The 26,897-nt window shown below is 60.2% G+C and carries 30 protein-coding genes; 22 read left to right on the top strand and 8 right to left on the bottom strand.

Annotation, left to right across the window (positions count from 1 at the left end):
* The first annotated feature begins 143 nt into the window (after positions 1 to 143).
* The 10 genes from K5E40_RS17775 (at position 144) to K5E40_RS17730 (ending at position 9,224) form a co-directional block, all read left to right on the top strand.
* Positions 144 to 515, top strand: a complete 372-nt coding sequence (locus K5E40_RS17775; RefSeq protein WP_221731959.1) for a chemotaxis response regulator CheY — start codon at positions 144 to 146, stop codon at positions 513 to 515.
* An 18-nt stretch (positions 516 to 533) separates the two neighbouring features.
* The gene (locus tag K5E40_RS17770; RefSeq protein ID WP_221731958.1) at positions 534 to 1,322 is read left to right on the top strand and encodes a protein phosphatase CheZ; all 789 of its coding nucleotides are present in this window, start codon (positions 534 to 536) and stop codon (positions 1,320 to 1,322) included.
* Between the two features lie 54 nt (positions 1,323 to 1,376).
* A complete protein-coding gene (locus tag K5E40_RS17765; protein WP_221731957.1) occupies positions 1,377 to 3,647 on the top strand; it encodes a chemotaxis protein CheA in 2,271 nt (756 codons plus the stop codon).
* A 49-nt stretch (positions 3,648 to 3,696) separates the two neighbouring features.
* Positions 3,697 to 4,830, top strand: a complete 1,134-nt coding sequence (locus tag K5E40_RS17760; protein WP_221731956.1) for a chemotaxis response regulator protein-glutamate methylesterase — start codon at positions 3,697 to 3,699, stop codon at positions 4,828 to 4,830.
* Entirely contained in the window at positions 4,830 to 5,570 is a 741-nt protein-coding gene (locus K5E40_RS17755; protein ID WP_095190692.1) for a flagellar motor protein, read from the top strand. The genes K5E40_RS17760 and K5E40_RS17755 overlap by 1 nt, the downstream gene beginning before the upstream one ends.
* A gap of 12 nt (positions 5,571 to 5,582) precedes the next feature.
* Entirely contained in the window at positions 5,583 to 6,473 is an 891-nt protein-coding gene (gene motD, locus K5E40_RS17750; RefSeq protein WP_221731955.1) for a flagellar motor protein MotD, read from the top strand.
* 43 nt (positions 6,474 to 6,516) lie between these two features.
* On the top strand, positions 6,517 to 7,305 hold the full coding sequence (locus K5E40_RS17745) for a ParA family protein (RefSeq protein WP_187677397.1): 789 nt from the start codon (positions 6,517 to 6,519) through the stop codon (positions 7,303 to 7,305).
* Between the two features lie 2 nt (positions 7,306 to 7,307).
* Complete coding sequence (locus tag K5E40_RS17740) at positions 7,308 to 8,252, top strand: CheW domain-containing protein (protein ID WP_221731954.1); 945 nt, start codon at positions 7,308 to 7,310, stop codon at positions 8,250 to 8,252.
* A gap of 90 nt (positions 8,253 to 8,342) precedes the next feature.
* The gene (locus K5E40_RS17735) at positions 8,343 to 8,828 is read left to right on the top strand and encodes a chemotaxis protein CheW (RefSeq protein WP_095050193.1); all 486 of its coding nucleotides are present in this window, start codon (positions 8,343 to 8,345) and stop codon (positions 8,826 to 8,828) included.
* On the top strand, positions 8,829 to 9,224 hold the full coding sequence (locus tag K5E40_RS17730; RefSeq protein WP_221731953.1) for a DUF2802 domain-containing protein: 396 nt from the start codon (positions 8,829 to 8,831) through the stop codon (positions 9,222 to 9,224).
* Positions 9,225 to 9,341: 117 nt separating this feature from the next.
* Here K5E40_RS17730 and K5E40_RS17725 read toward each other — a convergent pair whose 3' ends face one another.
* Positions 9,342 to 9,671, bottom strand: coding sequence for an EscU/YscU/HrcU family type III secretion system export apparatus switch protein (locus K5E40_RS17725; protein WP_221731952.1), 330 nt, complete (start codon positions 9,669 to 9,671; stop codon positions 9,342 to 9,344).
* Entirely contained in the window at positions 9,668 to 11,248 is a 1,581-nt protein-coding gene (locus tag K5E40_RS17720) for a flagellar hook-length control protein FliK (protein ID WP_221731951.1), read from the bottom strand. The genes K5E40_RS17725 and K5E40_RS17720 overlap by 4 nt, the downstream gene beginning before the upstream one ends.
* Before the next feature lie 197 nt (positions 11,249 to 11,445).
* On the opposite strand from K5E40_RS17720, the gene ccmA reads away from it, so the two are divergent.
* The 12 genes from ccmA to K5E40_RS17660 all read left to right on the top strand — a co-directional run bounded on the left by ccmA (position 11,446) and on the right by K5E40_RS17660 (position 19,610).
* Positions 11,446 to 12,081 (top strand): cytochrome c biogenesis heme-transporting ATPase CcmA, encoded by a 636-nt coding sequence (gene ccmA / locus K5E40_RS17715; RefSeq protein ID WP_221731950.1) that lies wholly within the window; start codon positions 11,446 to 11,448, stop codon positions 12,079 to 12,081.
* Positions 12,078 to 12,746 carry a heme exporter protein CcmB gene (ccmB, locus tag K5E40_RS17710; protein ID WP_007919970.1) on the top strand — a complete coding sequence of 223 codons (669 nt, stop codon included), beginning with the start codon at positions 12,078 to 12,080 and terminating at the stop codon, positions 12,744 to 12,746. Before ccmA ends, ccmB begins: the two co-directional genes overlap by 4 nt.
* Before the next feature lie 92 nt (positions 12,747 to 12,838).
* Complete coding sequence (locus tag K5E40_RS17705; protein WP_221731949.1) at positions 12,839 to 13,594, top strand: heme ABC transporter permease; 756 nt, start codon at positions 12,839 to 12,841, stop codon at positions 13,592 to 13,594.
* On the top strand, positions 13,591 to 13,767 hold the full coding sequence (gene ccmD / locus K5E40_RS17700; RefSeq protein ID WP_221731948.1) for a heme exporter protein CcmD: 177 nt from the start codon (positions 13,591 to 13,593) through the stop codon (positions 13,765 to 13,767). Before K5E40_RS17705 ends, ccmD begins: the two co-directional genes overlap by 4 nt.
* Entirely contained in the window at positions 13,764 to 14,219 is a 456-nt protein-coding gene (gene ccmE, locus K5E40_RS17695) for a cytochrome c maturation protein CcmE (protein ID WP_187677404.1), read from the top strand. The genes ccmD and ccmE overlap by 4 nt, the downstream gene beginning before the upstream one ends.
* Positions 14,220 to 14,222: 3 nt before the next feature.
* The gene (locus K5E40_RS17690) at positions 14,223 to 16,211 is read left to right on the top strand and encodes a heme lyase CcmF/NrfE family subunit (protein WP_221731947.1); all 1,989 of its coding nucleotides are present in this window, start codon (positions 14,223 to 14,225) and stop codon (positions 16,209 to 16,211) included.
* A complete protein-coding gene (locus tag K5E40_RS17685) occupies positions 16,208 to 16,744 on the top strand; it encodes a DsbE family thiol:disulfide interchange protein (protein WP_221731946.1) in 537 nt (178 codons plus the stop codon). Before K5E40_RS17690 ends, K5E40_RS17685 begins: the two co-directional genes overlap by 4 nt.
* Positions 16,741 to 17,211, top strand: coding sequence for a cytochrome c-type biogenesis protein (locus tag K5E40_RS17680; RefSeq protein ID WP_221731945.1), 471 nt, complete (start codon positions 16,741 to 16,743; stop codon positions 17,209 to 17,211). Before K5E40_RS17685 ends, K5E40_RS17680 begins: the two co-directional genes overlap by 4 nt.
* A complete protein-coding gene (gene ccmI, locus K5E40_RS17675) occupies positions 17,208 to 18,410 on the top strand; it encodes a c-type cytochrome biogenesis protein CcmI (RefSeq protein WP_221731944.1) in 1,203 nt (400 codons plus the stop codon). Before K5E40_RS17680 ends, ccmI begins: the two co-directional genes overlap by 4 nt.
* Positions 18,411 to 18,435: 25 nt before the next feature.
* Positions 18,436 to 18,840 carry a hypothetical protein gene (locus K5E40_RS17670; protein WP_221731943.1) on the top strand — a complete coding sequence of 135 codons (405 nt, stop codon included), beginning with the start codon at positions 18,436 to 18,438 and terminating at the stop codon, positions 18,838 to 18,840.
* Positions 18,841 to 18,993: 153 nt separating this feature from the next.
* Positions 18,994 to 19,206 (top strand): type II toxin-antitoxin system HicA family toxin, encoded by a 213-nt coding sequence (locus K5E40_RS17665; RefSeq protein WP_221731942.1) that lies wholly within the window; start codon positions 18,994 to 18,996, stop codon positions 19,204 to 19,206.
* Positions 19,206 to 19,610 (top strand): type II toxin-antitoxin system HicB family antitoxin, encoded by a 405-nt coding sequence (locus tag K5E40_RS17660; protein WP_221731941.1) that lies wholly within the window; start codon positions 19,206 to 19,208, stop codon positions 19,608 to 19,610. Before K5E40_RS17665 ends, K5E40_RS17660 begins: the two co-directional genes overlap by 1 nt.
* A 41-nt stretch (positions 19,611 to 19,651) precedes the next feature.
* Here the strand turns inward: K5E40_RS17660 and K5E40_RS17655 are convergent, their stop codons facing one another.
* From K5E40_RS17655 to K5E40_RS17630, 6 genes are all read right to left on the bottom strand, one after another.
* Positions 19,652 to 20,839 carry an MFS transporter gene (locus K5E40_RS17655; protein WP_221731940.1) on the bottom strand — a complete coding sequence of 396 codons (1,188 nt, stop codon included), beginning with the start codon at positions 20,837 to 20,839 and terminating at the stop codon, positions 19,652 to 19,654.
* Between the two features lie 310 nt (positions 20,840 to 21,149).
* Positions 21,150 to 22,145 (bottom strand): sulfate ABC transporter substrate-binding protein, encoded by a 996-nt coding sequence (locus K5E40_RS17650; RefSeq protein WP_221731939.1) that lies wholly within the window; start codon positions 22,143 to 22,145, stop codon positions 21,150 to 21,152.
* Positions 22,146 to 22,250: 105 nt separating this feature from the next.
* Entirely contained in the window at positions 22,251 to 23,075 is an 825-nt protein-coding gene (locus K5E40_RS17645) for an ion transporter (RefSeq protein WP_221731938.1), read from the bottom strand.
* 21 nt (positions 23,076 to 23,096) lie between these two features.
* Positions 23,097 to 24,011: an urea transporter gene (locus K5E40_RS17640; protein WP_221731937.1), complete on the bottom strand. Its 915-nt coding sequence runs from the start codon at positions 24,009 to 24,011 to the stop codon at positions 23,097 to 23,099.
* 161 nt (positions 24,012 to 24,172) lie between these two features.
* Complete coding sequence (gene pyk / locus K5E40_RS17635) at positions 24,173 to 25,588, bottom strand: pyruvate kinase (RefSeq protein ID WP_221731936.1); 1,416 nt, start codon at positions 25,586 to 25,588, stop codon at positions 24,173 to 24,175.
* Positions 25,585 to 26,859, bottom strand: a complete 1,275-nt coding sequence (locus tag K5E40_RS17630) for a glycerate kinase (RefSeq protein ID WP_221731935.1) — start codon at positions 26,857 to 26,859, stop codon at positions 25,585 to 25,587. The genes pyk and K5E40_RS17630 overlap by 4 nt, the downstream gene beginning before the upstream one ends.
* Positions 26,860 to 26,897 lie beyond the last annotated feature (38 nt).

Below are 26,897 nucleotides of genomic sequence, written 5' to 3'. Positions count from 1 at the left end.
GAGGCCGGTGCGGTGATGAGCGGCACCGGTCTTGCTCCGTTGTGTTCCAGACAGTCTTCGAGTGCTACGCCGGAATGATTGAAATGGCGCGTCCAGGTGCTGGGCGCGTTTAAGACTGCTTGGAGGTCGAATTGGACAAAAACATGAAAATCCTCATCGTTGATGACTTCTCAACGATGCGGCGGATCATCAAGAACCTGCTGCGTGATCTGGGGTTCACCAACACCGTCGAGGCCGACGATGGCATTACCGCCATTCCGGTGCTCAACAGCGGAAACATCGACTTTCTGGTAACGGACTGGAACATGCCGGGCATGACCGGTATCGACCTGCTGCGCCACGTGCGTGCCGATGAAAAACTCAAGCACCTGCCGGTGTTGATGGTGACCGCTGAAGCCAAGCGCGAACAGATCATCGAAGCGGCCCAGGCCGGTGTTAACGGCTACGTGGTCAAACCTTTCACGGCCCAGGCGTTGAAAGAAAAAATCGAGAAGATTTTCGAACGCATCGGCTGATGAACGCGCGGGGGAGCTATGGAGCATAACGAATCTTCACAGGGCGATTTCGAGTCGACCCTGAAAAAACACGCGGTCGAACTGGTCGAGAGCCTTGAAAAAGGCAGGTTCGGCGACGCTGTGCAACTGATCCATGAGCTCAATCAGACCCGTGACCGCGGCCTGTATCAGGAAGTGGGCAAACTCACGCGCGAACTGCACAGTGCGATTGTCAACTTTCAGATCGATCCGCACATGCCGCAGGCTGAGGAAGTGTCGCAAATCACCGACGCCACCGAACGCCTGGGCTATGTGGTCAAGCTGACAGAAGCCGCGGCCAACCGCACCATGGATCTGGTGGAAAGCGCCACGCCGCTAGTCAATGGCCTGGCTGACGAAGCCCAGGCCTTGAGTGCCGATTGGGGTCGCTTCATGCGTCGCGAGGTCGGCGCTGAAGAGTTCCGCGAACTGGCGCGCCGGGTCGACGGTTTTCTGTCGCGCAGCAGCACGGACAACCGTGCGGTGTCGGGCAATCTGAACGACATCCTGCTGGCTCAGGATTACCAGGACCTGACCGGTCAGGTGATCAAGCGTGTGACGCAACTGGTGACCGAAGTCGAAAGCAATTTGCTCAAACTCGTGCTCATGGCCAGTCAGGTGGACCGCTTTGCGGGCATCGAACACGACCGTGAGGCGATGCTTGCAGAAAAAGATCCACAAAAACATCTCTCGCAGGGTGAAGGTCCGCAGATTCATGCCGATAAACGAGAAGACGTTGTGTCCGGTCAGGACGATGTGGACGATTTGTTATCCAGCCTTGGATTCTAGAGTTTTGGAATTTTAGGTTTTTTGGGTTTTTAGACCTGTAGGAGCACCCCATTAATGAGCTTCGGCGCCGATGAAGAGATCCTTCAGGATTTCCTGGTTGAGGCCGGCGAGATTCTTGAGCAACTGTCCGAACAACTGGTCGAGCTGGAAAGCCGCCCGGATGATGCAGATCTGCTCAATGCAATTTTTCGCGGTTTCCACACTGTAAAAGGGGGCGCCGGCTTCCTTCAGCTCAATGAGCTGGTGGAGTGCTGTCACATCGCCGAAAACGTGTTCGACATCCTGCGTAAGGGTGAGCGGCGCGTTGATGCAGAACTGATGGACGTTGTCCTCGAAGCACTGGACGCGGTGAACAGCATGTTCAGCGAAGTCCGCGAACGTGCGCCGATCACGGCGGCCACTCCGCAACTGCTGGCCGCCCTGGCACGTCTGGCCGAGCCGCAAACGGCGGACGAAGCCCCGGCATCTCCCGTGGCCGAGATGATCGAAGAACTGGTCGTCGAAGGCGATTCGGGCGACATCACCGATAACGAATTTGAACAGTTGCTGGACTCGCTGAATGCCGTCAAGGCTGAAGCCGAAGCCCCGGCGGCTGCGGCGCCTGCGCCAACTGTCGATGCGGCCGCCGGCGATGAAATTACTGATGCCGAGTTCGAGTCATTGCTCGATCAGTTGCACGGTAAAGGTCAGTTCGCGGCTGACGCTGTAGCACCGGCGGCGGCTGCTCCGGCAGCACCGGCGGCGGGCGACAGTTCGGACATCACCGATGACGAATTCGAAGCGTTGCTCGATCAGTTGCACGGCAAAGGCAATTTCGCCGTTGATGCGCTGGAATCGGCGATCGCCTCGGCACCTGCTGCGCCAGCCGCACCGGCGGCCGCCGCAGCCGGCAGCGATCTGATCAGCGATCACGAATTCGAATCGCTGCTCGACGAATTGCACGGCAAAGGCAAGTTCACTGAAGTCGGCACCGCCGCGGCGGGCAGTACTTCTGCCGTTGCGACACCAGCCGCTAAAGCGCCGGCTGCCGCTGCTGCGCCGAAGCCTGCCGCCAAGCCCGAGCCGAAAGCCGAAACGCCAAAACCGGCTGCTGCTGCTGCGCCGGCGCCTGCACGCGCTCCAGCGGCACCGCCACCGGAAAAACCGGCGAGCGAAGCCGAGACTACCGTGCGGGTCGACACCGCGCGTCTCGACGAAATCATGAACATGGTCGGCGAACTGGTGCTGGTGCGTAACCGTCTGGTGCGCCTGGGTCTGAACAGTGGTGACGAAGCCATGTCCAAAGCCGTGTCGAACCTCGACGTGGTGACGGCTGACTTGCAGACTGCGGTGATGAAAACCCGGATGCAGCCGATCAAGAAGGTCTTCGGGCGCTTCCCACGCCTGGTTCGAGACCTGGCGCGTCAGCTCAAGAAAGAGATCAACCTGGAACTGGTCGGCGAAGAAACCGACCTCGACAAAAACCTTGTCGAGGCCCTGGCCGACCCGCTGGTCCACTTGGTGCGCAACGCTGTCGACCACGGTATCGAATCGCCGGAAGAGCGTGAAGATTCAGGCAAGGCGCGGGGCGGCAAAGTCGTTCTGGCGGCCGAGCAGGAAGGCGATCACATTCTTCTGTCGATCTCCGATGACGGCAAAGGCATGGACCCGAACGTTCTGCGCGCCATCGCGGTAAAACGCGGTGTGATGGACAAGGACGCGGCCGATCGCCTGAGCGATAGCGAGTGCTACAACCTGATCTTCGCCCCGGGCTTCTCGACCAAGACCGAGATCTCCGACGTGTCCGGCCGCGGTGTCGGCATGGACGTGGTGAAGACCAAGATTTCCCAGCTCAACGGTTCGATCAACATCTACTCGACCAAGGGCCAGGGCTCGAAGATTGTCATCAAGGTACCGCTGACGCTTGCGATCATGCCGACCTTGATGGTGATGCTCGGCAATCAGGCGTTCGCTTTCCCGTTGGTCAACGTCAACGAAATCTTCCACCTCGACCTGTCGACCACCAACGTCGTGGACGGCCAGGAAGTGGTGATCGTGCGGGACAAGGCGCTGCCATTGTTCTACCTCAAGCGCTGGCTGGTCAGCTCCGCCGCTCACGAAGAGCAGCGCGAAGGCCATGTGGTGATCCTTTCGGTGGGCACTCAGCGGATCGGCTTCGTCGTCGATCAACTGGTCGGCCAGGAAGAAGTGGTCATCAAGCCATTGGGCAAAATGCTGCAGGGCACTCCGGGCATGTCCGGCGCCACCATCACCGGTGACGGCCGCATTGCACTGATTCTCGATGTTCCAAGCATGCTCAAGCGTTACGCCGCACGGCGTATTTGAATCCGGGGCAGCGGGGCGATAACGTCCCGCTGCACCTAATGGAGTGTTTATGGCAGTCAAAGTCCTGGTGGTGGACGATTCGGGTTTTTTCCGCCGCCGCGTCTCGGAAATTCTTTCTGCGGATCCGAGCATCCAGGTTGTCGGCACGGCAACCAACGGTAAAGAGGCGATCGATCAGGCCCTGGCCCTCAAGCCAGACGTGATCACCATGGACTACGAGATGCCGATGATGGATGGCATCACGGCTGTGCGGCATATCATGCAGCGCTGTCCGACCCCGGTCTTGATGTTCTCCTCGCTGACACACGAAGGCGCCCGGGTCACCCTGGATGCGCTGGATGCCGGCGCGGTGGATTTCCTGCCGAAGAATTTCGAAGACATCTCCCGCAATCCGGAGAAGGTCAAGCAACTGCTGTGCGAGAAGGTGCACAGCATCTCGCGCAGTAATCGTCGTTTCAGTGGCTATAGCGCACCGGCTCCGGTGGCTGCGCCTGCGGCGACACCCACGCCAGCGGCGTCGAGCTTCAGCAGCCACAGCAGCGCTCCGGCTCGTCCGGCACCTGCTCCGGCGCCCACCCGCACTTCGGCTGCCAGCGCATCGTCGTCCGCGCCGAAACGCAAGGCCTACAAACTGGTTGCCATCGGTACGTCGACTGGCGGCCCGGTTGCCCTGCAACGCGTCTTGACGCAATTGCCGACCAACTTCCCGGCACCGATCGTCTTGATCCAGCACATGCCGGCGGCGTTCACCAAGGCGTTCGCCGAGCGACTCGACAAGCTTTGCCGCATCAGCGTCAAGGAAGCCGAGGATGGCGACATCCTGCGTCCGGGCCTCGCGCTGCTGGCGCCGGGTGGCAAGCAAATGATGATCGACGGCCGTGGCGCGGTGAAAATCCTCCCGGGCGACGAGCGCCTGAACTACAAGCCGTGCGTGGACATTACCTTCGGTTCTGCCGCGAAATCCTACGGTGACAAAGTTCTGGCGGTGGTGCTGACCGGCATGGGCGCCGACGGCCGTGAGGGCGCGCGTCTGCTCAAGCAGGGCGGCAGTTCGGTGTGGGCGCAAGACGAAGCCAGTTGCGTGATCTACGGCATGCCGATGGCCATCGTCAAAGCCGATCTCGCTGACGCGGTGTACGGTCTGGACGATATCGGCAAGCACATCGTCGAGGCGTGTATCTGATGGATGTTCTAAGCCTTATCGGGATCATCATGGCGTTCGTCGCCATCATCGGCGGTAACTACCTTGAAGGTGGTCACCTCGGTGCGCTGGCCAACGGCCCGGCGGCACTGATCGTACTGGGCGGCACCATCGGTGCTGCGCTGCTGCAATCACCGATGAGCGCGTTCAAACGCGCGATGCAGATCCTCGCCTGGATCTTCTTTCCGCCGCGAGTCGACCTGGCGGGCGGCATTGATCGCGTGGTCAACTGGAGCCTCACCGCCCGCAAGGAAGGCTTGCTGGGGCTGGAGGGCGTGGCCGACGCCGAACCCGACAGCTACTCGCGCAAAGGTCTGCAACTGCTGGTCGACGGTGCCGAGCCGGAAGCGATCCGCAGCATTCTTGAAGTGGATTTCTACACCCAGGAAGCGCGCGATATCGAAGCGGCCAAAGTCTTTGAAAGCATGGGCGGCTACGCGCCGACCATCGGCATCATCGGCGCGGTGATGGGCCTGATTCACGTCATGGGCAACCTTGCCGATCCGACGCAATTGGGTAGCGGCATCGCCGTGGCTTTTGTCGCCACCATTTATGGTGTGGCCAGCGCCAACCTGATCCTGCTGCCGGTGGCGGCCAAACTGAAGTCAATCGCGTTGCGGCAGTCGCGTTATCGCGAAATGTTGTTGGAAGGGATCCTGTCGATCGCCGAAGGTGAAAACCCTCGCTCCATTGAGTTGAAGCTGCAAGGCTTCATGGATTAAGGGACTGACCTCATGGCTCGTCGTCGCCACCAGGAAGAACACGTCAACCACGAGCGCTGGCTCGTGTCCTACGCGGACTTCATCACCTTGCTGTTCGCGTTCTTCGTGGTGATGTACTCGATCTCGTCGATCAATGAAGGCAAGTACAAGGTCATTTCCGAAGCGCTGATCGGCGTCTTCACTGACTCCGACCGCTCGCTCAAGCCGATTCCGATTGGCGACGAACGACCCAAGACCGTGACCACGGCCAAGCCGTTGGTCAAGGATGCCGATCAGGTCGACGCCGGTATCGCCGGTGCCAGTGATCCGCTGAAAAGCATCGCCGATGACATCAGCGCCGCTTTCGGCGACTTGATCGCCTCCAACCAGATGACCGTGCGCGGTAACGAGTTGTGGGTCGAGATCGAACTCAATTCCAGCCTGTTGTTCGGCAGCGGCGACGCCATGCCGAGTGACATCGCCTTCAACATCATCGACAAGGTCGCGGCGATCCTCAAACCGTTCGACAACCCGATCCACGTCGAAGGTTTTACTGACGACCAGCCGATTCGCACTGCGCAGTACCCAACCAACTGGGAGCTGTCTTCGGCGCGCTCGGCGAGCATCGTGCGTATGTTGGCGATGCAGGGCGTGAATCCCGGTCGCCTGGCGTCGGTGGGTTACGGCGAATTCCAGCCGGTAGCCAACAACGCCACGGCCGAAGGCCGAGCGAAAAACCGTCGTGTGGTGCTGGTGGTGTCGCGAAATCTCGATGTGCGCCGCAGTCTTACAGGTACCGGAACGGCCAACGCCAAGCCCGATGCCGCACTGAAGCGTGCTGGCACACAAACTGCACCGACCCCGGTCAAGACGCCGGGACGCGAGAGTGCCGTCAATTCTCCGTCACCCGCATTAACACGCTGAGCTATGTCTCGGCCGAGCATATCGGCCGGGAGGAACGAACCGAATGAGAGTCTGGGCAGTCGCCAATCAAAAGGGTGGTGTTGGTAAAACCACATCTTCCATCGCTTTAGCCGGATTGCTGGCCGAGGCGGGCAAGCGCGTGGTTGTGGTCGATCTCGACCCGCACGGCTCGATGACCAGCTATTTCGGCTATGACCCCGACAGTCTGGAACACAGCAACTACGACCTGTTTCTGCACAAGGGCACCGTGCCGCAAGGCCTGCCGGGGCAGTTGCTGCTGTCGACCAGCGACGAACGTATTTCCCTGTTGCCATCCAGCACCGCACTCGCGACCCTTGAGCGTCAGTCGCCGGGGCAGAGTGGTCTGGGGCTGGTGATCGCCAAGAGTCTGGCGCAGTTGTGGCAGGATTTCGATTACGCCGTGATCGACAGCCCACCGTTGCTCGGCGTGCTGATGGTCAACGCCCTCGCGGCGAGCCAGCAACTGGTGATTCCGGTGCAGACCGAGCATCTGGCGGTCAAAGGCCTGGAACGCATGGTCAACACCCTGGCGATGATCAACCGCTCGCGCAAACAGGCGCTGCCGTTCAGCATCGTGCCGACCCTGTTTGACCGCCGCACCCAGGCGTCGCTGGGCACCTTGCGCGTGCTGCGCGACAAATTTCCGGACGAGATCTGGCAGGGTTACATCCCGGTCGATACTCGTCTGCGCGATGCCAGCCGTGCCGGTGTCACGCCTTCGCAATTCGACGGCAAGAGCCGTGGCGTGCTGGCCTACCGCGCGTTGCTCAAGCATCTGCTGGCGCAACAACTTGTTCCGCAGGTGGCCTGAGCATGAATCGGCCGGTGAAGTTGACGTCCAAGCCGCAGTTGGCTTTGCAGTCTTATCTGGACAGTTTGTTGGAGGACATTCCCGACGAATTGCCGGCGCAGGTGGCGGCGCAGCCTGAGGTGATTGAAAGCGCTGAAGCGCTGGATGAATTTCAGGCGGCGGTACTGGAAGAACAGGCGCGTGATGCGCAAAAAGCTGTTGCGCCTGTTGCCGTGCGTGCCGTTGCACCCGTCGCCAAGGCGCCAGTGGCGTTGATCGAAGAGGCCGAACCGGTTCGCGCATCGGTTTCGACGTTGGCACCGCTGCTGCAAACCCAATTGCTCAAGACCGCGCCAGAACCGGCAGTGATCGAGCCTGCACCGGTCGTCCCCGCACCCGTCGAACAGACGCTGGTGCCGCCACTGGTTGAAGTGCATCTGCCGCCGAGCAACACACCGCCACCGGTGGAAACCGACGGCCGTCCAGCGTGGGCATCGGAAGCTTTCGAATGTTTGCTGTTCGACGTTGCCGGATTGACGCTGGCGGTGCCGCTGGTGTGCCTCGGTTCGATCTATTCGCTGGCCGGTCACGAGCTGACGCCGCTGTTCGGTCAGCCAGAATGGTTTCTCGGGATCCTGCCGAGTCAGGCTGGAAACCTGAAAGTTCTCGATACCGCGCGGTGGGTCATGCCGGATCGCTATCGCGATGATTTCCGTCAGGGCTTGCAGTACGTGATTTCGGTACAAGGTTACGAGTGGGGCCTGGCGGTGCATCAGGTCAGTCGCTCGTTGCGTTTGGATCCGAATGAAATCAAATGGAGAAGTCACCGGGGTCAGCGGCCATGGCTCGCCGGCACGGTGATTGAGCACATGTGTGCATTGCTTGACGTTTCCGCGCTGGCCGAATTGATCGCCAGCGGCGGAGCAAAGCAATTGGGCGGCAACAAGCCGCTACATAAACCGACATAGCAGCCGACATAACAAGTAGGCGATGGCATTGTTGAATGCCACCACACAGAACACACACCGCCCAGTGCGGTTTTTTCGAGGGGTCAGGGTATGAGTAGTCAGGCGACGAATGCAAAAGGTTCTGAAGATCCGATCCTGCAATGGGTGACCTTCAAACTGGACAACGAAACCTACGGTATCAACGTGATGCGCGTTCAGGAAGTGCTGCGCTACACCGAGATCGCTCCGGTGCCGGGTGCGCCAAGCTACGTACTGGGCATCATCAACCTGCGCGGTAACGTGGTCACCGTGATCGACACCCGCCAGCGCTTCGGCCTGAGCACCGGCGAGATCAGCGACAACACCCGTATCGTCATCATCGAAGCCGACAAGCAAGTGGTTGGCATCATGGTCGACAGCGTGGCCGAAGTGGTTTACCTGCGTCAGTCGGAAATCGAAACTGCACCGAACGTCGGTAACGAAGAATCGGCCAAGTTCATCCAGGGCGTGTGCAACAAGAACAACGAGTTGCTGATCCTGGTCGAGCTGGACAAGATGATGAGCGAAGAAGAATGGTCGGAACTGGAGAGCATCTGATTGATTCTTGAGGTAGCGGTCATTGTCCTGTTCCTTTTCTGGGCGGGCACGCTGGCAATGTTTCTGGCGTACATCAAGGCGCAAAAGGTTATCGCGGCACAACAGGCTCAGGGCGATGCGCTGCGTGATCAGCGCATCAAAGAGCTTGCCAAGCGTGTCGATGATTACCAGAACGGCAACGTGCGCATGGGTGAAGCCCTGCACGAGTTGCGCGCGGTAGTCGGTCCTTTGCCGGACAAGATTGTTCAGTTGGAACAGCGCGACCCCTCCAGCCTATCGTTCGCCCAGGCGGCGAAACTGGTGGGTATGGGCGCGAGTGTTGATGAGCTGACTCAGTCCTGTGGGTTGACCCAGGCTGAGGCGCAGTTGATGCGTAAGTTGCACAAAAGCAGCTAGAAGCTTCGAGTTTCGAGCGGCAAGCAAGATCAAGAGATCGCAGCTTCGGCAGCGCCTACAGGGAAATTCATTCCAATGTAGGCGCTGCCGAAGCTGCGATCTTTTGCTTTTTGGGGCTTAAAAATCATCCCCTCGTTCGGTGACATCCTTCTCGACCATCGGCGCCTCCGGATCCTGCCCCTCGGGGAATTTTCCCTTCAGATGCCACGCAAACGCGATGATCTCGGCAATGGTGCGATACAGCTCTTCGGGAATGCTGTCGCCCAGTTCCATGCGCGCCAGCAAGCGCACCAGTTCAGCGTTTTCATAAATCGGCACTTCGCAATCGCGCGCAATGCGCAGGATCTCTTCGGCCAGTTCCTCGTCACCCTTGGCGGTGAGGGTCGGGGCGTGGTTGCCGTCGTATTTGAGGGCGATGGCCTGGCGTGGAGCTGTGGCGTCATTCATGCAGTTTCATCAACCCAGCGGTGGTCGAGACGGGTTTGGTTGCCTTGCGGCGGGGTGCCGTGGTGGCAGTCGAGATCGCCGACATTCAAGCCGCGATCCAGCAGGCGCTGGCGTAGCGCGAACAGATTGTTTTCGATCAGGTCAGCAGTGTAAGGGCGTTCGGCCCAGAGCTGACTCGACAGGCTGCCACTGATCAACTGCGCCTGAATCTGCATTGGCCCGAGCGGTTCCATGTCGAACGCCAGATCGACGCGCCACAGTTGTTGCCTGGGTTCGCGCTCATCGCGGCGTTCGTTGGGTTGCGGTTCTTTCTCTGGCGCTTCTTCGCGCTGGAACTTGACCTGCAGCGGCACGATGTCCTGCAGGTTACGCATGGGGATTTCCAGTTGCCAGGTGCTGAGCAGGCGGCCGTCGTCGGTGACGCCGGTCTGTTCCAGACTCGACAACTGATGGCTTTGCAGGCGCGAAACCGCAGCGGCCGCCAGGCGCAGCAGTTGCTCCAGATCACCTTCGCCTTCCAGGCTTTGCAGCAAACGGTCGGGCAGCGGAAAGCCGCTGGGCACCGGTTTGGCGCTGACTTGGCCGAGGGTGCCGAGGGCGTTGCGCACGAAGCTCGGCAGCGCTTGCGCCAGTGTGTTGGCGGCGAGGATAGCGTTGAAACTGGTACTGCTCGGCAGCCCCGGCGTCAGTTGCGCGATCAGCTTGAGCAGATCGGCTTTCATGTCCGGAGCCAGCGTCGGGGTTTGTCCAATCAGCAGTTTCGCTTCGAGGAAAGCGCCGCTGTTGGCCAGCGCCAAGGCAACGCCTTTGGCCGTGCTCATTTGTTGCACATCCGGCAGGCCCGCGAGCAATTTGTTGACGGCGGCGCGCAAATCCGCCGACGTCTGATCGGTGGCTGGCGGCAGGTTTTGCAGCACCTTCAGCAATCCATCCAGCGAACCTTGGCGGCTTTGCTGAGCGACCAGTTGCTGGCTCACCGCCAATTGCTCCTGACGACTGCTCAGCGGTACGAATTTGAGGGTTTGTGAATCCTGAACCCGTGCCGAAAGCAAGGTGCCGATGCGCAGCGGCTGCGGGCTGTCGACGGTCAACGTACTGCCGCTTAGCGCGGTATTGAGCAGGCTGACCATCGAACGAAAAACCGTCGCTTGCCCCGGTGCCTGCGGCAACGCCTGCGAAGTCACCACTTTGCCCTGTAGCAACGTGCCGACCGGCAATTGCGCGGTATCGATGCGGGTGAGGGTGGCGACGCTGCTGGCAATCGCCTGCTGCACGGTAATCGCCAGATTGCCCGCCGACGGCTGAGTGATCGCCAGACTGGTGCCTTGCGGCAATGGCAGGTTGCTGCTGGCCTGTACGGTGGTCTGACGGCCGCTGTCCAGCGTCACCTTGAGCAACAACTGGAAGGTCTGATCCGCTTGCTTGAGCGACAACACCTCGGCCTTAGCGCTTTGACCGGCGGCAATCAACCCTTCAATCGGCGTTATCAGCTTGAGCAGCTCGCCACTGACCACTTGCGGGCGAGCATTCGCCGGGGTGGTTGGCGGGAGCGGGAGGATGTTCATTTCGCCTGTCATACGCGGACACAACCTGAGGAAATTGCACTCTTGAGAGTAAGGCACGGCATGTATAATGCCGCCCGTCTTGCGCTTCGTTCAAAAAACATAGCAATTGTTTGACGCAGCTCTCTAGAACGAGCCGTCAATGCATCTATGCTGCATCTCTTTAACGGCCGTGCCAGAGCCGACTTGAACCGTATAAGGCCCGTGATCCCTTGACCAGTCCTGTCCTGCAAACTGTTGCCCTCGCGTGTGAACGTGATCTGCGGCTGCTTTTCGAAAATCTCGAATTGAGGCTGGCCAGTGGCGATATGGTGCAGATCAGCGGTCCCAACGGCAGCGGTAAAACCAGTCTTTTGCGGTTGTTGTCCGGTTTGATGCAGCCGACCAGCGGCCAGGTGTTGCTCAACGGCCAGCCCTTGACCGAACAGCCGGCCGAACTGGCGCGCAACCTGTTGTGGATCGGCCACGCCGCCGGAATCAAGGATCTGCTGACCCCGGAAGAAAATCTGTCCTGGCTCTGCGCCCTGCATCAACCCGCCGAACGCGAGTCGATCTGGCAAGCACTGGCAGCCGTAGGATTGCGCGGATTCGAAGATGTTCCCTGTCACACGCTTTCCGCCGGGCAACAACGCCGGGTGGCGCTGGCGCGTTTGTATCTCGACAGCCCTCCACTTTGGATTCTCGACGAACCCTTCACCGCCCTCGACAAACAGGGCGTGGCGCAACTCGAAGAGCATCTGGCTAGCCACTGCGAGCGCGGAGGCCTCGTTGTACTGACCACACACCACACACTGAGCCGGATGCCGGCCGGTTATCGCGACATCGATCTGGGGAACTGGGCTGTATGAGTGTGTTTGGCCTGCTGGTTGCCCGCGAATCCCGACTGCTGTTTCGCCGCCCGGCGGAACTGGCCAATCCGCTGATTTTCTTCGCCATCGTCATCGCTTTGTTCCCGCTGGCCGTCGGCCCGGAAACTCAAGTGTTGCAAAACCTGTCCCCGGGGTTAGTCTGGGTGGCGGCGCTCTTGTCGGTCCTGCTCTCGCTGGACGGGCTGTTTCGCAGTGACTTCGAAGACGGCTCCCTGGAACAGTGGGTCCTTTCGTCGCACCCGCTACCACTTCTGGTCTTGGCCAAGGTGCTGGCACACTGGCTTTTCTCCGGTCTGGCACTGGTTCTGCTCTCGCCCTTGCTGGCGTTGATGCTGGGTTTGCCTGCTGCGTGCCTGCCGGTTTTGTTGCTTTCGTTGTTGCTGGGTACACCGGTGCTGAGCTTGCTCGGCGCGGTGGGCGCGGCACTGACGGTCGGTTTGAAGCGTGGCGGCCTGTTGCTGGCGCTGCTGATTCTGCCGTTGTACATCCCGGTGTTGATCCTCGGCAGTGGCGCCTTGCAGGCGGCCTTGCAAGGCATGCCGGCGACCGGGTATCTACTGTGGTTGGGTAGCCTGACCGCCCTGGCGATCACCCTGACACCCTTTGCAATAGCCGCTGGCCTGAAGATCAGCGTCGGCGAATAATAATGGGGTCTGGTCAAATTTTGACCACTTCTTTTTGAAGAAAGGCATGACCCAAGCGCTTCATAGCGAAGAGCACCCGTGATGGAAACAGTATGAACTGGACCTGGTTTCACAAGCTCGGCTCGCCCAAGTGGTTTTACGGCATCAGCAGCAAGTTGCTGCCGTGGCTGAGCATCGCAGCGTTGCTGCTGATTGGCGTCGGCGTGGTCTGGGGCTTGGCCTTCGCGCCGCCCGACTATCAGCAAGGCAACAGCTTTCGCATCATCTATATCCACGTACCTGCCGCGATGCTCGCTCAGTCGATCTACGTGATGCTGGCGGTGTGCGGTGTGGTCGGGCTGGTGTGGAAGATGAAACTGGCCGACGTCGCCCTGCAATGCGCCGCTCCGATCGGCGCGTGGATGACCGCCGTGGCGCTGGTGACCGGGGCGATCTGGGGCAAGCCGACCTGGGGCTCGTGGTGGGTCTGGGATGCGCGGCTGACTTCAATGCTGATTCTGCTGTTCCTGTATTTCGGCGTGATCGCATTGGGCAATGCGATCAGCAACCGCGACAGCGCCGCCAAGGCCTGCGCGGTGCTGGCCATCGTCGGCGTGATCAACATCCCGATCATCAAATACTCGGTGGAGTGGTGGAACACCTTGCACCAGGGCGCGACCTTCACCCTCACCGAAAAACCGGCGATGCCGGCCGAGATGTGGCTGCCGCTGCTGCTGACGGTGCTGGGTTTCTACTGCTTCTTCGGCGCCGTGCTGTTGCTGCGCATGCGCCTTGAAGTGCTCAAACGTGAAGCCCGCGCCAGTTGGGTCAAAGAAGAAGTGCAGAACAGTCTGGAGGCCTCGCGATGAGTTTTGCTTCATTCGGCGATTTCCTCGCCATGGGCCATCATGGCCTGTATGTCTGGTCGGCCTATGGCATCTGTCTGGCGGTGCTGATCTACAACGTGGTGAAGCCCATCGCGGCCCGCAAGCACTATCTGCAACAAGAGGCGCGTCGTCTGCGCCGGGAGAACGGCAAGTGAATCCGCTGCGCAAAAAACGTCTGATCATCATTCTGGCCATTCTGGTCGGGGTCGGCGCTGCCGTCGGCCTGGCCTTGAGCGCCCTGCAGCAGAACATCAATCTGTTTTACACCCCGACCCAGATCGCCAACGGCGAAGCACCGCAGGACACGCGCATCCGTGCCGGCGGCATGGTCGAGAAGGGCTCGCTGCAACGTTCGCCGGACTCGCTGGACGTCAAATTCGTCGTCACCGACTTCAACAAAGCCGTGACCATCACCTATCGCGGCATCCTCCCGGATCTGTTCCGCGAAGGGCAGGGCATCGTGGCCCTGGGCAAGATCAACGCCGATGGCGTGGTCGTCGCCGATGAAGTGCTGGCCAAGCACGACGAGAAGTACATGCCGCCGGAAGTAACCAAAGCGTTGAAAGACAGCGGTCAATCCGCGCCGACTCAAGCGAAGGAGGGTTGATCGATGACTTCGGCGATTTTTATTCCTGAGTTGGGTCATCTGGCGATGATTCTGGCGCTGTGTTTTGCGCTGGTGCAGGCCGTGGTGCCGCTGTTCGGTGCCTGGCGCGGCGACCGTTTGTGGATGGGCCTGGCCCAACCGGCGGCGTGGGGTCAGTTCGCGTTTCTGGTGTTTGCCTTCGGCTGCCTGACCTACGCCTTCATGACCGACGACTTCTCCGTGGCCTACGTCGCGATGAACTCCAACAGCGCCTTGCCGTGGTACTACAAATTCAGCGCCGTGTGGGGCGCCCACGAAGGTTCGTTGCTGTTGTGGGCGCTGATCCTAGGCGGCTGGACCTTCGCCGTGTCGGTATTTTCCCGCCAGTTGCCACAAGTCATGCTCGCCCGCGTATTGGCGGTGATGGGCATGATCAGCACCGGTTTCCTGCTGTTTCTGATCCTGACGTCGAACCCGTTCTCGCGCATCCTGCCGCAAATTCCGGCGGACGGTCGCGACCTCAATCCATTGCTGCAAGACATTGGCCTGATCGTCCATCCGCCGATGCTGTACATGGGGTATGTCGGTTTCTCGGTAGCCTTTGCCTTCGCCATCGCCGCACTGCTGGGGGGGCGTCTCGATGCCGCGTGGGCGCGTTGGTCGCGGCCATGGACCATCGTCGCCTGGGCCTTCCTCGGCATCGGCATCACGCTCGGTTCGTGGTGGGCTTACTACGAACTCGGCTGGGGCGGCTGGTGGTTCTGGGATCCGGTGGAAAACGCCTCGTTCATGCCCTGGCTGGTCGGTACGGCGCTGATTCACTCGCTGGCGGTCACGGAAAAACGTGGTGTGTTCAAGAGCTGGACCGTGTTGCTGGCGATTGCCGCATTTTCGCTAAGCCTGCTCGGTACGTTCCTTGTACGTTCCGGCGTGTTGACCTCGGTACACGCATTTGCCTCTGATCCCGAGCGCGGTGTGTTCATCCTGATCTTCCTGCTGTTTGTGGTCGGCGGCTCGCTGACGCTGTTCGCCTTGCGCGCTCCAGTGGTGAAAAGCCAGGTCGGCTTCAACCTGTGGTCGCGGGAAACCCTGCTGCTGGGCAACAACCTGGTGTTGGTGGTGGCGGCGTCGATGATTCTGCTCGGCACGTTGTACCCGCTGATTCTTGATGCCATCAGCGGCGCCAAACTGTCAGTCGGCCCGCCGTACTTCAACGCGTTGTTCATTCCGTTGATGGCGTTGTTGATGATGGTGATGGCGGTTGGCGTGATCGTCCGTTGGAAAGACACCCCGGTGAAATGGCTGGCAAGCATGCTGATCCCGGTGTTGCTGGGCAGCGTCGCGCTGGCGGTGGTCGCCGGTGTCGCTTACGGCGATTTCAACTGGGCCGTTATCGCGACCTTCCTGCTCGCCGCGTGGGTGTTGCTTGCCGGTGTGCGTGACATTTTCGACAAGACTCGTCACAAAGGTCTGATCAAAGGTCTGCCCACCCTGACTCGCAGTTATTGGGGCATGCAGATCGCCCACTTCGGCATCGCCGTTTGCGCGCTGGGCGTGGTGTTGTCGAGCCAGAACAGTGCCGAACGTGACCTGCGTCTGGCGCCGGGCGAGTCGATGTCCCTGGCCGGTTATCAGTTTGTGTTCGAAGGCGCCAAGCACTTCGAAGGGCCGAACTTCACTTCCGACAAGGGCACCATTCGGGTGATCCGTGATGGCAAGGAAATCAGTGTGCTGCACCCGGAAAAACGTCTGTACACCGTGCAGAACTCGGTGATGACTGAAGCCGGGATCGACGCCGGCTTCACCCGTGACCTCTACGTCGCCCTCGGTGAACCTCTGGAAAACGGCGCCTGGGCTGTACGTGTGCATGTCAAACCGTTCGTGCGTTGGATCTGGTTCGGTGGCTTGCTGACCGGTTTCGGCGGGTTGCTGGCGGCGCTGGATCGACGTTATCGGGTCAAGGTGAAATCCAAAGTGCGTGAAGCACTGGGCATGACGGGAGCGGCTGCATGAGACGTTGGTTGATGCTGGTGCCACTGGCGATTTTCCTGCTGGTGGCGGTGTTTCTGTATCGCGGTCTGTACCTCGATCCGGCGGAGCTGCCGTCGGCGATGATCAACAAGCCGTTCCCGGAGTTTTCCCTGCCGAGCGTGCAGGGCGACAAGACCCTGACCAAGGCTGACATTCTCGGCAAACCCGCCCTTGTAAACGTCTGGGGCACTTGGTGCATTTCCTGCCGGGTCGAGCACCCGGTGCTGAACAAACTGGCCGAGCGCGGTGTGGTGATCTACGGCATCAACTACAAAGACGTCAACGCCGATGCCTTGAAGTGGCTGGCCGAATTCCATAACCCGTACGTGCTCGATATCCGCGATGACGAAGGTTCGCTGGGGCTGAACCTCGGTGTCTACGGCGCGCCGGAAACCTTCTTCATCGACGCCAAGGGCATCATTCGCGACAAGTACGTCGGCGTGATCGACGAACAGGTCTGGCGCGAAAAACTCGCGGCCAAGTATCAGGCGCTGGTCGATGAGGCCAAGCCATGAAGCGTTTTTTAGCGGCTATTGTGTTGGGCTTGAGCCTGGTCGGTGTGGCCCATGCCGCGATCGACACCTACGAGTTCGCCAAGGAAGGTGATCGCGAGCGTTTCCGCGAGCTTACCAAGGAACTGCGCTGCCCCAAATGCCAGAACCAGGACATCGCCGATTCCAATGCACCGATTGCCGCTGACCTGCGCAAAGAGATTTTCCGCATGCTCGGCGAGGGCAAGGACAACCAGCAGATCATCGATTTCATGGTGGATCGCTACGGCGATTTCGTCCGCTATAAACCCGCACTCAACGCCAAGACCGCGCTGCTGTGGTTCGGCCCGGCTGGCCTGCTGCTCGGTGGTTTCGTGGTGATCGCGGTGATCGTCCGCCGACGTCGCGCACAACGCGCCGACACCCCGCAATCGCTGTCTACCGAAGAGCGTCAGCGCCTCGACCAACTGTTGGATAAAAACCAAGAATGATTGATTTCTGGCTTGCCGCAGGGCTGTTGCTTCTGGTCGCCCTGAGTTTTCTGCTGATCCCCGTATTGCGTGAACGCCGCGCCCAGCGTGAAGAGGATCGTACTGCCCTCAACGTTGCGTTGTATCAGGAACGTGTCGCCGAGTTGCAATCGCAGCAGGCCGAAGGTGTGCTGGATGCCGCGCAAATGGACAGCGGCCGCGCCGAAGCCGCGCGTGAATTGCTCGCCGACACCGAAGGCGTTACCGCCCCGCGTGTCTCGAAATTGGGTAAACCGTTGCCGCTGCTGGCTGCCGTGTTGGTGCCGGTGTTGGGTTTGGCCCTGTACCTGCACTTCGGCGCCGCCGACAAGGTCGAACTGACCCGCGAATTCGCCCAGGCACCGCAGTCGATGGAAGAAATGACCCTGCGTCTGGAACGTGCCGTTGCGGCACAACCGGATTCTGCTGAAGGCCTGTATTTCCTGGGTCGTACCTACATGGCTCAGGAGCGTCCGGCGGACGCGGCGAAGATGTTTGAACGTGCCGCCAATCTCGCTGGTCGCCAACCGGAGCTGCTCGGCCAGTGGGCGCAGGCGCAGTATTTCGCCGATGGCAAAAAATGGTCGAGCAAGATCCAGGCCCTGACCGATGAAGCGCTGAAGGCCGATCCAAAGGAAGTCACCAGCCTTGGTCTGCTCGGCATCGCCGCGTTCGAAGGCGAGCGTTATCAGGAGGCCATCGACTACTGGAACCGTTTGCTGGCGCAATTGCCAGCGAGCGACAAATCCCGCGAAGCGCTGCAAGGCGGGATCGAACGTGCCACCGAGCGCCTGCAAGCCAGCGGCGGCAAGGTCGCCCAGGCACCGGCTGCCAAGCCCGCCGCACGGCTTAAGGTTCGCGTCGATGTGGCTAATGAACTCAAAGACAAGGTGCAACCGGGCGACAGCGTGTTCATTTTCGCCCGCGCCACGTCCGGGCCACCGGCACCGCTGGCGGCCAAGCGCCTGACCGTGGCCGATCTGCCGGTAACGGTCGAACTGGGCGATGTCGACGCCATGATGCCGCAGTTGAAACTGTCGAACTTTCCAGAAGTCCAACTGGTTGCGCGCATCTCCCGTGCCGGTCAGCCGACCGCCGGTGAGTGGGTTGGCCGCAGCGGCCCTCTGGCCAGCAGCACCACTGCGCTACAAAAACTGACCATCGACAGCCCGGACAAGTGACCGGGCAACACAGGAAAGCACCGCCATGCACACCATCGCCCGAATCACGGTTCTCACATTGGCCCTGGGCTTGAGTGCATGTGCGGTGCAACGACCGGAACGGACCACCCACCTGCCGCCGATTCCGCCGTCACAACCCAGCCCGACCCCTTCGACCTCGCCGATACCGGGCAAAAGTATTCCGGCCAAACCGGCAAAACCTGTCCCGCGCACCTCGGCCAGCTTCGCCCCGCCACCGGGCGGCAACAGCCATTGGGATCAGAAACTCGGCGTTTATGTGCTCGACGACCAGTCCAACACGTTCTACCGCCAGCGCACCTACTATCGCTGGAACAACGGCTGGAGTCGCTCGATCAGTCCCAACGGTCCATGGGAAGACACCGACATCCACGGCGTGCCACCGGGGCTGGGCAAGCAGTTCGGGCAGTAACGAAAACGGCGATCCTCGGATCGCCGTTTTGCTGTCTGTGGCTGCAATCAATCACACTCTGTAAAACAACCGGACGTCGCTCTTTGGATTTCTGTGCTTGAGTAAAGATAACTCTAGGGTTACTTTTAATGGGCCAGGGCAAGGAGGCGGTTGGTGCAGAGCAGGTTATTGATCAAGGAGCTGGAGGAGGCGGGTTGGACGCTGGACAGGATTACCGGCAGTCATCACCTCTTCAGGCACCGCTACAACCCATACACGATTCCCGTTCCTCACCCGAAAAAGGATTTGCCGTTGGGGACGGTCAAAAGCATCAGGAGGCGTGCCGGGTTGTACAACCCGCCAGCCAGTTTCGAAGGAGATCCATAATGCAATATCCAATCTGCATCGAGTGGGGCGATGAGAACACCGCCATCGGTATTCAGATCCCCGATATTCCCGGCGCCGTGACGGCAGGGGATAGCTTTGAAGATGCCTACAATGCAGCCGTTGAAATCGCCCACATCATGTTGCAGGAGATTGCGGCGGACGGAGAGGCGATTCCGATGCCGACCTCTGCTGCGGCGCATCGCAACAATCCGGAGTTCGCCGGGATGGGCTGGGGCATGCTGGAGCTGGATATCTCGCCATACCTGGGCAAGACCGAGAAGGTCAACGTGACCCTGCCCGGTTATGTGATTCAGCGAATCGACCGCTATGTGCGCGAACACAACGTCAAAAGCCGCTCCTCCTTTCTGGCGGATGCGGCGATGGAGAAGCTGGTCAGGTATTGAAAAGCATCGCGGGCCAGTTGGTCTGCGATGCTTTTTACGTGTTACGCAGTCGCCAGCGATCGCCGTTGCGATGCACCCAAAAAACGCAACAACGCCAACAATGGAAACGCACTGCCAACAATCACGATCCACAACCAGCCGCCATGCTCGAACACCGCGCTGGCGACCGACGAGCCGAAGGCGCCGCCGATGAAGATGCTGGTCATGTACAGCGCGTTCAGGCGACCACGGCTTTTCGCGTCCAACGAGTAGACCGCACGTTGGCCAAGCACCATGTTCATCTGTACGCAGAAATCAAGCACCACGCCGGTCACGGCCAAACCGATCACGCTGTAGGCCGGGTGGATGAATGCCGGCAGGAAGCTCAGGCTGGCGAACAACATGGCCAGCAGCGAGGCGATGCGGGTGTGGCCGGCGTCGGCCAGGCGTCCGCTGATGGGGGCGGCGATGGCACCGATGGCGCCAACCAGGGCGAAGATCGCGATCTCGCTTTGCGACAGGCCGTGGTTGCGCGCCAGCTCAAGTGGCACCGCTGTCCAGAACAGGCTGAACGTGGCAAACATGCACCCCTGATAAAACGCGCGCTGACGCAGCACCGGTTGTTGGCGCAGCAGCGTCCACAGCGAACCGAGCAGTTGCCCGTAAGTGGCGCTGTGATCCGGTTGGCGCTTGGGCACGGTCAGTGCCAGCACCACGCTGATCGCCGCCATCAATGCGGCGGCAATCATGAACATCGCCCGCCAGCCGAAATGGTCTGCAACCACGCTCGACACCGGCCGCGCCAGCAGGATACCCAGCAGCAGCCCGCCCATGATCCCGCCGACCACTCGGCCACGGGACTCTTCCGGCGCCAGATGCGCGGCCAGCGGAATCAGGATCTGCACCGACACCGAACTGAAACCCACGAGCAGCGAGATCAGCAGAAACACGTTGGGCTGATCGGTAAATGCGGCGCCGAGCAGGCTGGCAATCGCCACCACCGTTGTGATGATCATCAACCGACGGTTTTCCAGCAGATCGCCCAGCGGCACCAGAAAGAACAGGCCCAGCGCATAGCCGATCTGCGTCAGCGAGACGATGAAACTGGCCATGGTGTCGGAGAGGCCGATGTCCGGCGCAATCAGGCCGATGATCGGCTGGGCGTAATAGATGTTGGCAACGATGGCGCCGCAGCAGAAGGCGAACAGCAGCACCATGCCTCGGGTCATTGTGTGAGTGGCGGTGGTCATAAGATTTCTCGATCCAGCGAAAGGGAATGCGGTGAGGCTATGGGACAAACCGTATTGGCAAAAGAAGCCTTAGGTTGATATCAGTTATTCCTTGGAGGAATGAATGACTGCAGTCAGGTGATCATCACCTCGGTGAACCTTGCGTCCGACCGTTGAGCGTCGATGATACATTCACTTACATCTTCTTCGATAGCGTGCTTACGTTTACCACTGCGTTTTACTGTTCGTCATAGGGGCAATTGTGGTGATTTCAAAATCTCACGAAAAAGGCGATCTGTTGAGATCGCCTTTTCATAGAGCCGCTTAATTATTACTGGCTGTAGATCTGATCAAACACCCCACCATCATTGAAGTGGGTCTTCTGCACGGTGCGCCAGTCACCAAAGGTTTTCTCCACCGACAAGAAGTCGACTTTCGGGAAACGGTCGGTGTATTTGGCCAGCACCGCCGGATCACGCGGACGCAGGTAGTTGGCCGCAGCGATCTCCTGACCTTGCGGCGACCACAGGTATTTCAGGTACTCATCAGCCGCTGCGCGCGAACCTTTCTTGTCGACGACTTTGTCGACCACCGACACCGGTGGCTCGGCTTCGGCGGAGACGCTTGGGTAAATCACTTCAAACTGATCACGACCAAACTCGCGGGCGATCATTTCCGCTTCGTTTTCGAAGGTCACCAGCACGTCGCCGATCTGGTTGGTCATGAACGTGGTGGTTGCGGCGCGGCCGCCGGTATCGAGCACTGGCGCTTGCTTGAACAGTTTGCCGACGAAGTCTTTGGCCTTGCTCTCGTCACCGCCGTTCTTCAGCACGTAGCCCCAGGCCGAGAGATAGGTGTAGCGGCCGTTACCCGAGGTTTTCGGGTTTGGCACGATCACCTGCACGCCTTCCTTGAGCAGGTCCGGCCAGTCTTTCAAGGCTTTCGGGTTGCCTTTGCGCACAATGAACACGGTGGCGGAAGTGAACGGCGCGCTGTTGTTCGGCAGACGGGTGACCCAGTTCTCCGGCACCAGTTTGCCGTGATCGGCCAGGGCGTTGATGTCGGTGGCCATGTTCATGGTGATGACGTCGGCCGGCAGGCCATCGATCACCGAGCGCGCTTGCTTGCTCGAACCGCCGAAGGACATCTGCACGGTGATGTTTTCGTTGTGCTCGGCTTGCCAGTGTTTCTGGAACGCAGTGTTGTAGTCCTTGTAGAAATCGCGCATCACGTCGTAGGAAACGTTCAGCAGGGTCGGTGCGGCTTGAGCCGCGCTACCGAACGCAAGACCGGCGGCGAGAAGTGAGGCGCCAAAGAGTTTTTTCACTGCGCATTCCTTGTTCTGTGGGGGGTGTTGTGCCAAAGGTGAGGCCACTTGCCACCGACTATAACGGTGCACGCATAGTCGCTTAAAGATTAAAAAGCTCTTTGCTTATTCCAGTTTCTTGAACAACTGATTGCCACAGCGCGAGCAGAAAGCTGCGTCGGGTTCGTGGCTGTTCTTCTTGCACACCGGGCAATCGTGTTGCAGATGTTCGCCGCGCATGGCATTGGCCAATTCGGCGGTGAAAATCCCGGTTGGCACGGCGATGATCGAGTAACCGGTGATCATCACCAGCGACGAAATCACTTGGCCCAGCGGGGTTGTTGGCACGATGTCGCCGAAGCCCACGGTGGTCAGCGTCACGATTGCCCAATAGATGCCTTTGGGAATGCTGGTGAAGCCGTGTTCCGGGCCTTCGATCACGTACATCAGCGTACCGAACACCGTCACCAGCGTGCAGACGCTGACCAGAAACACCACGATCTTCTGCTTGCTGCCGCGCAGCGCCGACATCAGATAGTTGGCTTGCTTGAGGTACGGGCTGAGTTTGAGCACGCGAAAAATCCGCAGCATCCTGATGATGCGGATGATCAGCAGATACTGCGCATCGCTGTAATACAGGGCGAGGATGCCGGGCACGATTGCCAGCAAGTCCACCAGCCCATAAAAACTGAAGGCATAGCGCAGCGGCTTCGGTGAGCAATACAGGCGCAGGATGTACTCACCGAGAAAGATAATGGTGAAGCCCCACTCGATGTACGCCAGTGCATCGGCATAGTTGCGGTGAACGCTGTCGATGCTGTCGAGCATCACGATCACCAGGCTGGCGAGGATGATCAACAGCAAAATGCCGTCGAAACGCCGCCCAGCCGTGGTGTCGGTCTGAAAAATCACTACGTAAAGCTGATCACGCCAACGCTTGCTGCTGTCCATGTGTAACGCCTGAATCGAAGATCAGCGCAGCCTAGGTTGATTCTCCCCATGAGCGCAAGGCGTGCTGTTGACAGTCGCGTTGCCGAGCATCTGGATGCCAGCGCGGATCAGCCAGCAGGCGAGAATGAATGGCGCGGTCAGCGTGGCCAGACCGACGGCGGTAAACAGGGGTGTCACCAGCAGCGCGAGGACGATGCCGAGCAACGGCAGCCACGGTTGTTGACGTTGTGCGCTGAAGGCGAGTGCGGCGAGTACGGCGTTGTAGCTGCCCAGGCCGAGCAGGGCGGTATTGGTTTCGTGGTGCAGCAGGCTCGAACCGAGGCCAATCGCACTCGCCAGCAGCGCCCAGGCAAAGGCCCGGCGATCAGCCATCAGCAATCCGATGGCGATCAAGGCACCGGCCAGCGGATGACCGAGAAACATCACCTGGCCCAACCCTCTGAATTCGGCGGCGAGCAGGTTCACGTTATTGAGTTCAACAGAAGGCATCGGCATGGACGGCGCCGCGAAAAGAAGCAGCCCCCAACTTATGCCCACGAACGGCGAGGTGTAGGCCGGCATGGATCGGCGGCGGTACACATATTTGAGCCACTGCTGCGTAACCATCGCACTCAACCCGCCGGCGGCGAGAATCAGTGGCGGCAGTATCGGCGACCACGGGAAATACAGGCTCAGCAGCAGGCCGAGCAACACACCGTTGTAGCTGAACAGCCCGGCCTGGCGATCAGCCTTGGCATAGTTGCGTCGTTGCGCGGTGAGCAATCCGGCCATGGCACCCAGCAGCGCGCCGGCAAACAGCACCGGGGCGGTGAGCAGGATCGCCAGCAGGCACAGCAGGCCGCACAGCGGATGACGCTGGAGGAATATTTGACTGAAACCGTTGAGCAAAGCCTCGGCCCAGTCGGGGCAGTGGGTGTTGAAAGAGTTGGCAGGCATGGCAGTTCTAAAAGTCAAAGGGAGCGAGTCGGTCGAGCGCGACCCCAACTGATCGCCAGCAGGCTGGCTCCCACATTGAATCTTTGTTCAGTCATTGAGTTTGTGGTGCACACAAATCAACTGTGGGAGCCAGCCTGCTGGCGATGAGGCCGGTAGAGACGCTAAATCAACGTCTCAATGCGCAGCGAGTTGGTAGAGCCCGGCTGCCCGAATGGCACGCCGGCAGTGATCAACAGCGTGTCACCTCGCTCGGCCATGCCTTGCGCCTGGGCGATTTCCAGCGCGGTCGAGCACACTTCGTCGACCTGACGCAGACGATCGTTGACCACCGAGTGAATGCCCCACGCCACGCTCAAACGGCGAGCGGTTTGCAGGTTCGGCGTCAGATTGAGGATCGGTGCTTTGGGCCGTTCCCGCGCCGCACGCAACGTCGACGCACCGGACTCGCTGTAATTGACCAGCACGGCCACCGGCAGCACGTTGCTGATGCGTCGGATCGCGCAACTGATGGCATCGGAAACAGTCGCCTCAGCCTTGGGGCGGCTGACGTCGAGTTGCGTCTGATAATCCGGGCCGTTTTCCACCTGACGGATGATCTTGCTCATCATCTGCACGGCTTCCAGCGGGTATTCCCCCGACGCAGTTTCCGCCGACAGCATCACCGCATCGGCACCCTCTGCCACGGCGTTGGCGACGTCGGTGACTTCAGCGCGGGTCGGCGTCGCAGAGAAGCGCATCGACTCAAGCATCTGCGTTGCCACCACCACCGGTTTGCCGAGTTCACGGCAGGTGCTGATGATGTTTTTCTGGATCTGCGGCACGCTCTCGGCAGGGACTTCCACGCCCAAGTCGCCACGAGCCACCATGATCGCATCGCTCAACTCGGCGATTTCGCGCAGTTGCTCGACGGCCGAAGGCTTCTCGATTTTCGCCATCAGGAAGGCTTTGTCGCCGATCAGCGCGCGGGCTTCGAGGATGTCTTGCGGGCGCTGTACGAACGACAGCGCCACCCAATCCACACCCAACTCCAGACCAAAACTCAAATCGCGGCGATCCTTGGCCGTCAACGGGCTGAGGTCGAGCACCGCTTGCGGCACGTTCACGCCTTTGCGGTCTGACAGCTCGCCGCCATTGAGCACGGTGGTGTCGATCGCATCGTCGTATTTAGTCACCATGCGCAGACGCAGTTTGCCGTCGTCGAGCAGCAGATCCATGCCGGCTTCCAGCGCCTCGATGATTTCCGGATGTGGCAGGTTGACCCGGCGCTCATCGCCCGGCGCGGCATCCAGGTCGAGGCGCAACGCCTGACCGCGATGCAACTGCACCTTGCCCTCGGCGAATTTGCCGACACGCAGTTTTGGCCCTTGCAGGTCCATCAGAATGCCCAGCGGATAGTTGAGCTGGCGCTCGACTTCGCGGATCCACTGATAGCGCTTGGCGTGGTCGGCGTGGTCGCCGTGGCTGAAGTTCAGGCGGAAGATATTCACCCCGGCCTCGACCAGTTCGCGGATGTCTTCGATCCCATCGACAGCAGGCCCGAGGGTGGCGAGGATTTTGACCTTTTTATCAGGCGTCATGATTTAGAGTTCTCGAGAATCAGAATGGCGCGGAAGTCGTTGACGTTGGTGCGGGTCGGCTCGGTGACGATCAGCGCATCGAGCGCCTCGAAATAGCCGTAGCCGTTGTTGTTATCCAGCTCGTCACTGGCGCTCAAGCCCAGGGCGATGGAGCGGGCGTAGCTGTCCGGGGTCATGATTGCGCCAGCGTTGTCTTCCGAGCCGTCGATGCCATCGGTGTCACCGGCCAGCGCGTAGACGCCGGGCAGGCCTTTGAGGCTATCGGTCAGGCTCAGGAGGAATTCTGCGTTGCGCCCGCCACGGCCATTGCCGCGCACGGTCACGGTGGTTTCACCGCCGGAGAGGATCACGCACGGCGCCGCCAGTGGCTGGCCGTGGTTGATGATCTGACGAGCGATGCCGGCGTGGACTTTCGCCACTTCGCGCGATTCACCTTCCAGATCGCCGAGGATCAGCGTACTGAAACCGGCCTGACGGCACTTCACCGCTGCGGCGTCCAGCGATTGCTGAGGACGGGCGATCAACTGGAAATGACTGCGGGCCAGGCTCGGATCACCGGGTTTGACGGTCTCCGATTCAGGGCTTTGCAGCCAGGTGCGTACCGACGCCGGGATCTCGATGCCGTAGCGCTTGATGATCGCCAGCGCTTCAGCCGAGGTGCTGGGGTCGGCCACGGTCGGGCCGGAGGCGATGACCGTGGCGAGGTCACCCGGTACATCGGAAATCGCGTAGGTATAAACCGTGGCGGGCCAACAGGCCTTGCCCAGGCGGCCGCCCTTGATCGCCGAGAGGTGTTTGCGCACACAGTTCATCTCGCCGATGGTCGCGCCGGATTTGAGCAGGGCTTTGTTGATGGATTGCTTGTCAGCGAGGGTGATGCCTTCGGCCGGCAAGGCGAGCAGGGCAGAGCCGCCACCGGATAGCAGGAAGATCACGCGGTCGTCTTCGCTCAGGTTACTGACCAGATCCAGCACACGCTTGGCCACGGCCAGGCCAGCGGCGTCCGGCACCGGATGCGCAGCTTCGACCACTTCGATTTTTTCGCACGGGGCGCCGTGACCGTAGCGAGTCACTACCAGGCCAGAGACTTCACCCTGCCAGCAGCGTTCGACCACTTGCGCCATGGCGGCGGCGGCTTTGCCGGCGCCGATGACGATGACCCGACCGGTGCGATCGGCAGGCAGATGGGCTTCGAGGACTTGCTGCGGATGGGCCGCGTCAATGGCTGTGGCAAACAGCTCGCGCAACAGTTGTTGCGGATCGACCGACATGGCGGGCTCCCGGAATTCTTGTTATTGGAGTGGAGCGA

It is taken from the genome of Pseudomonas baetica (assembly GCF_019733355.1).
Taxonomy (GTDB): Bacteria; Pseudomonadota; Gammaproteobacteria; order Pseudomonadales; family Pseudomonadaceae; genus Aquipseudomonas; species Aquipseudomonas baetica_A.
Note: the sequence above shows the minus strand (reverse complement) of the source record. Positions and strands in the feature narration are given on the sequence as shown.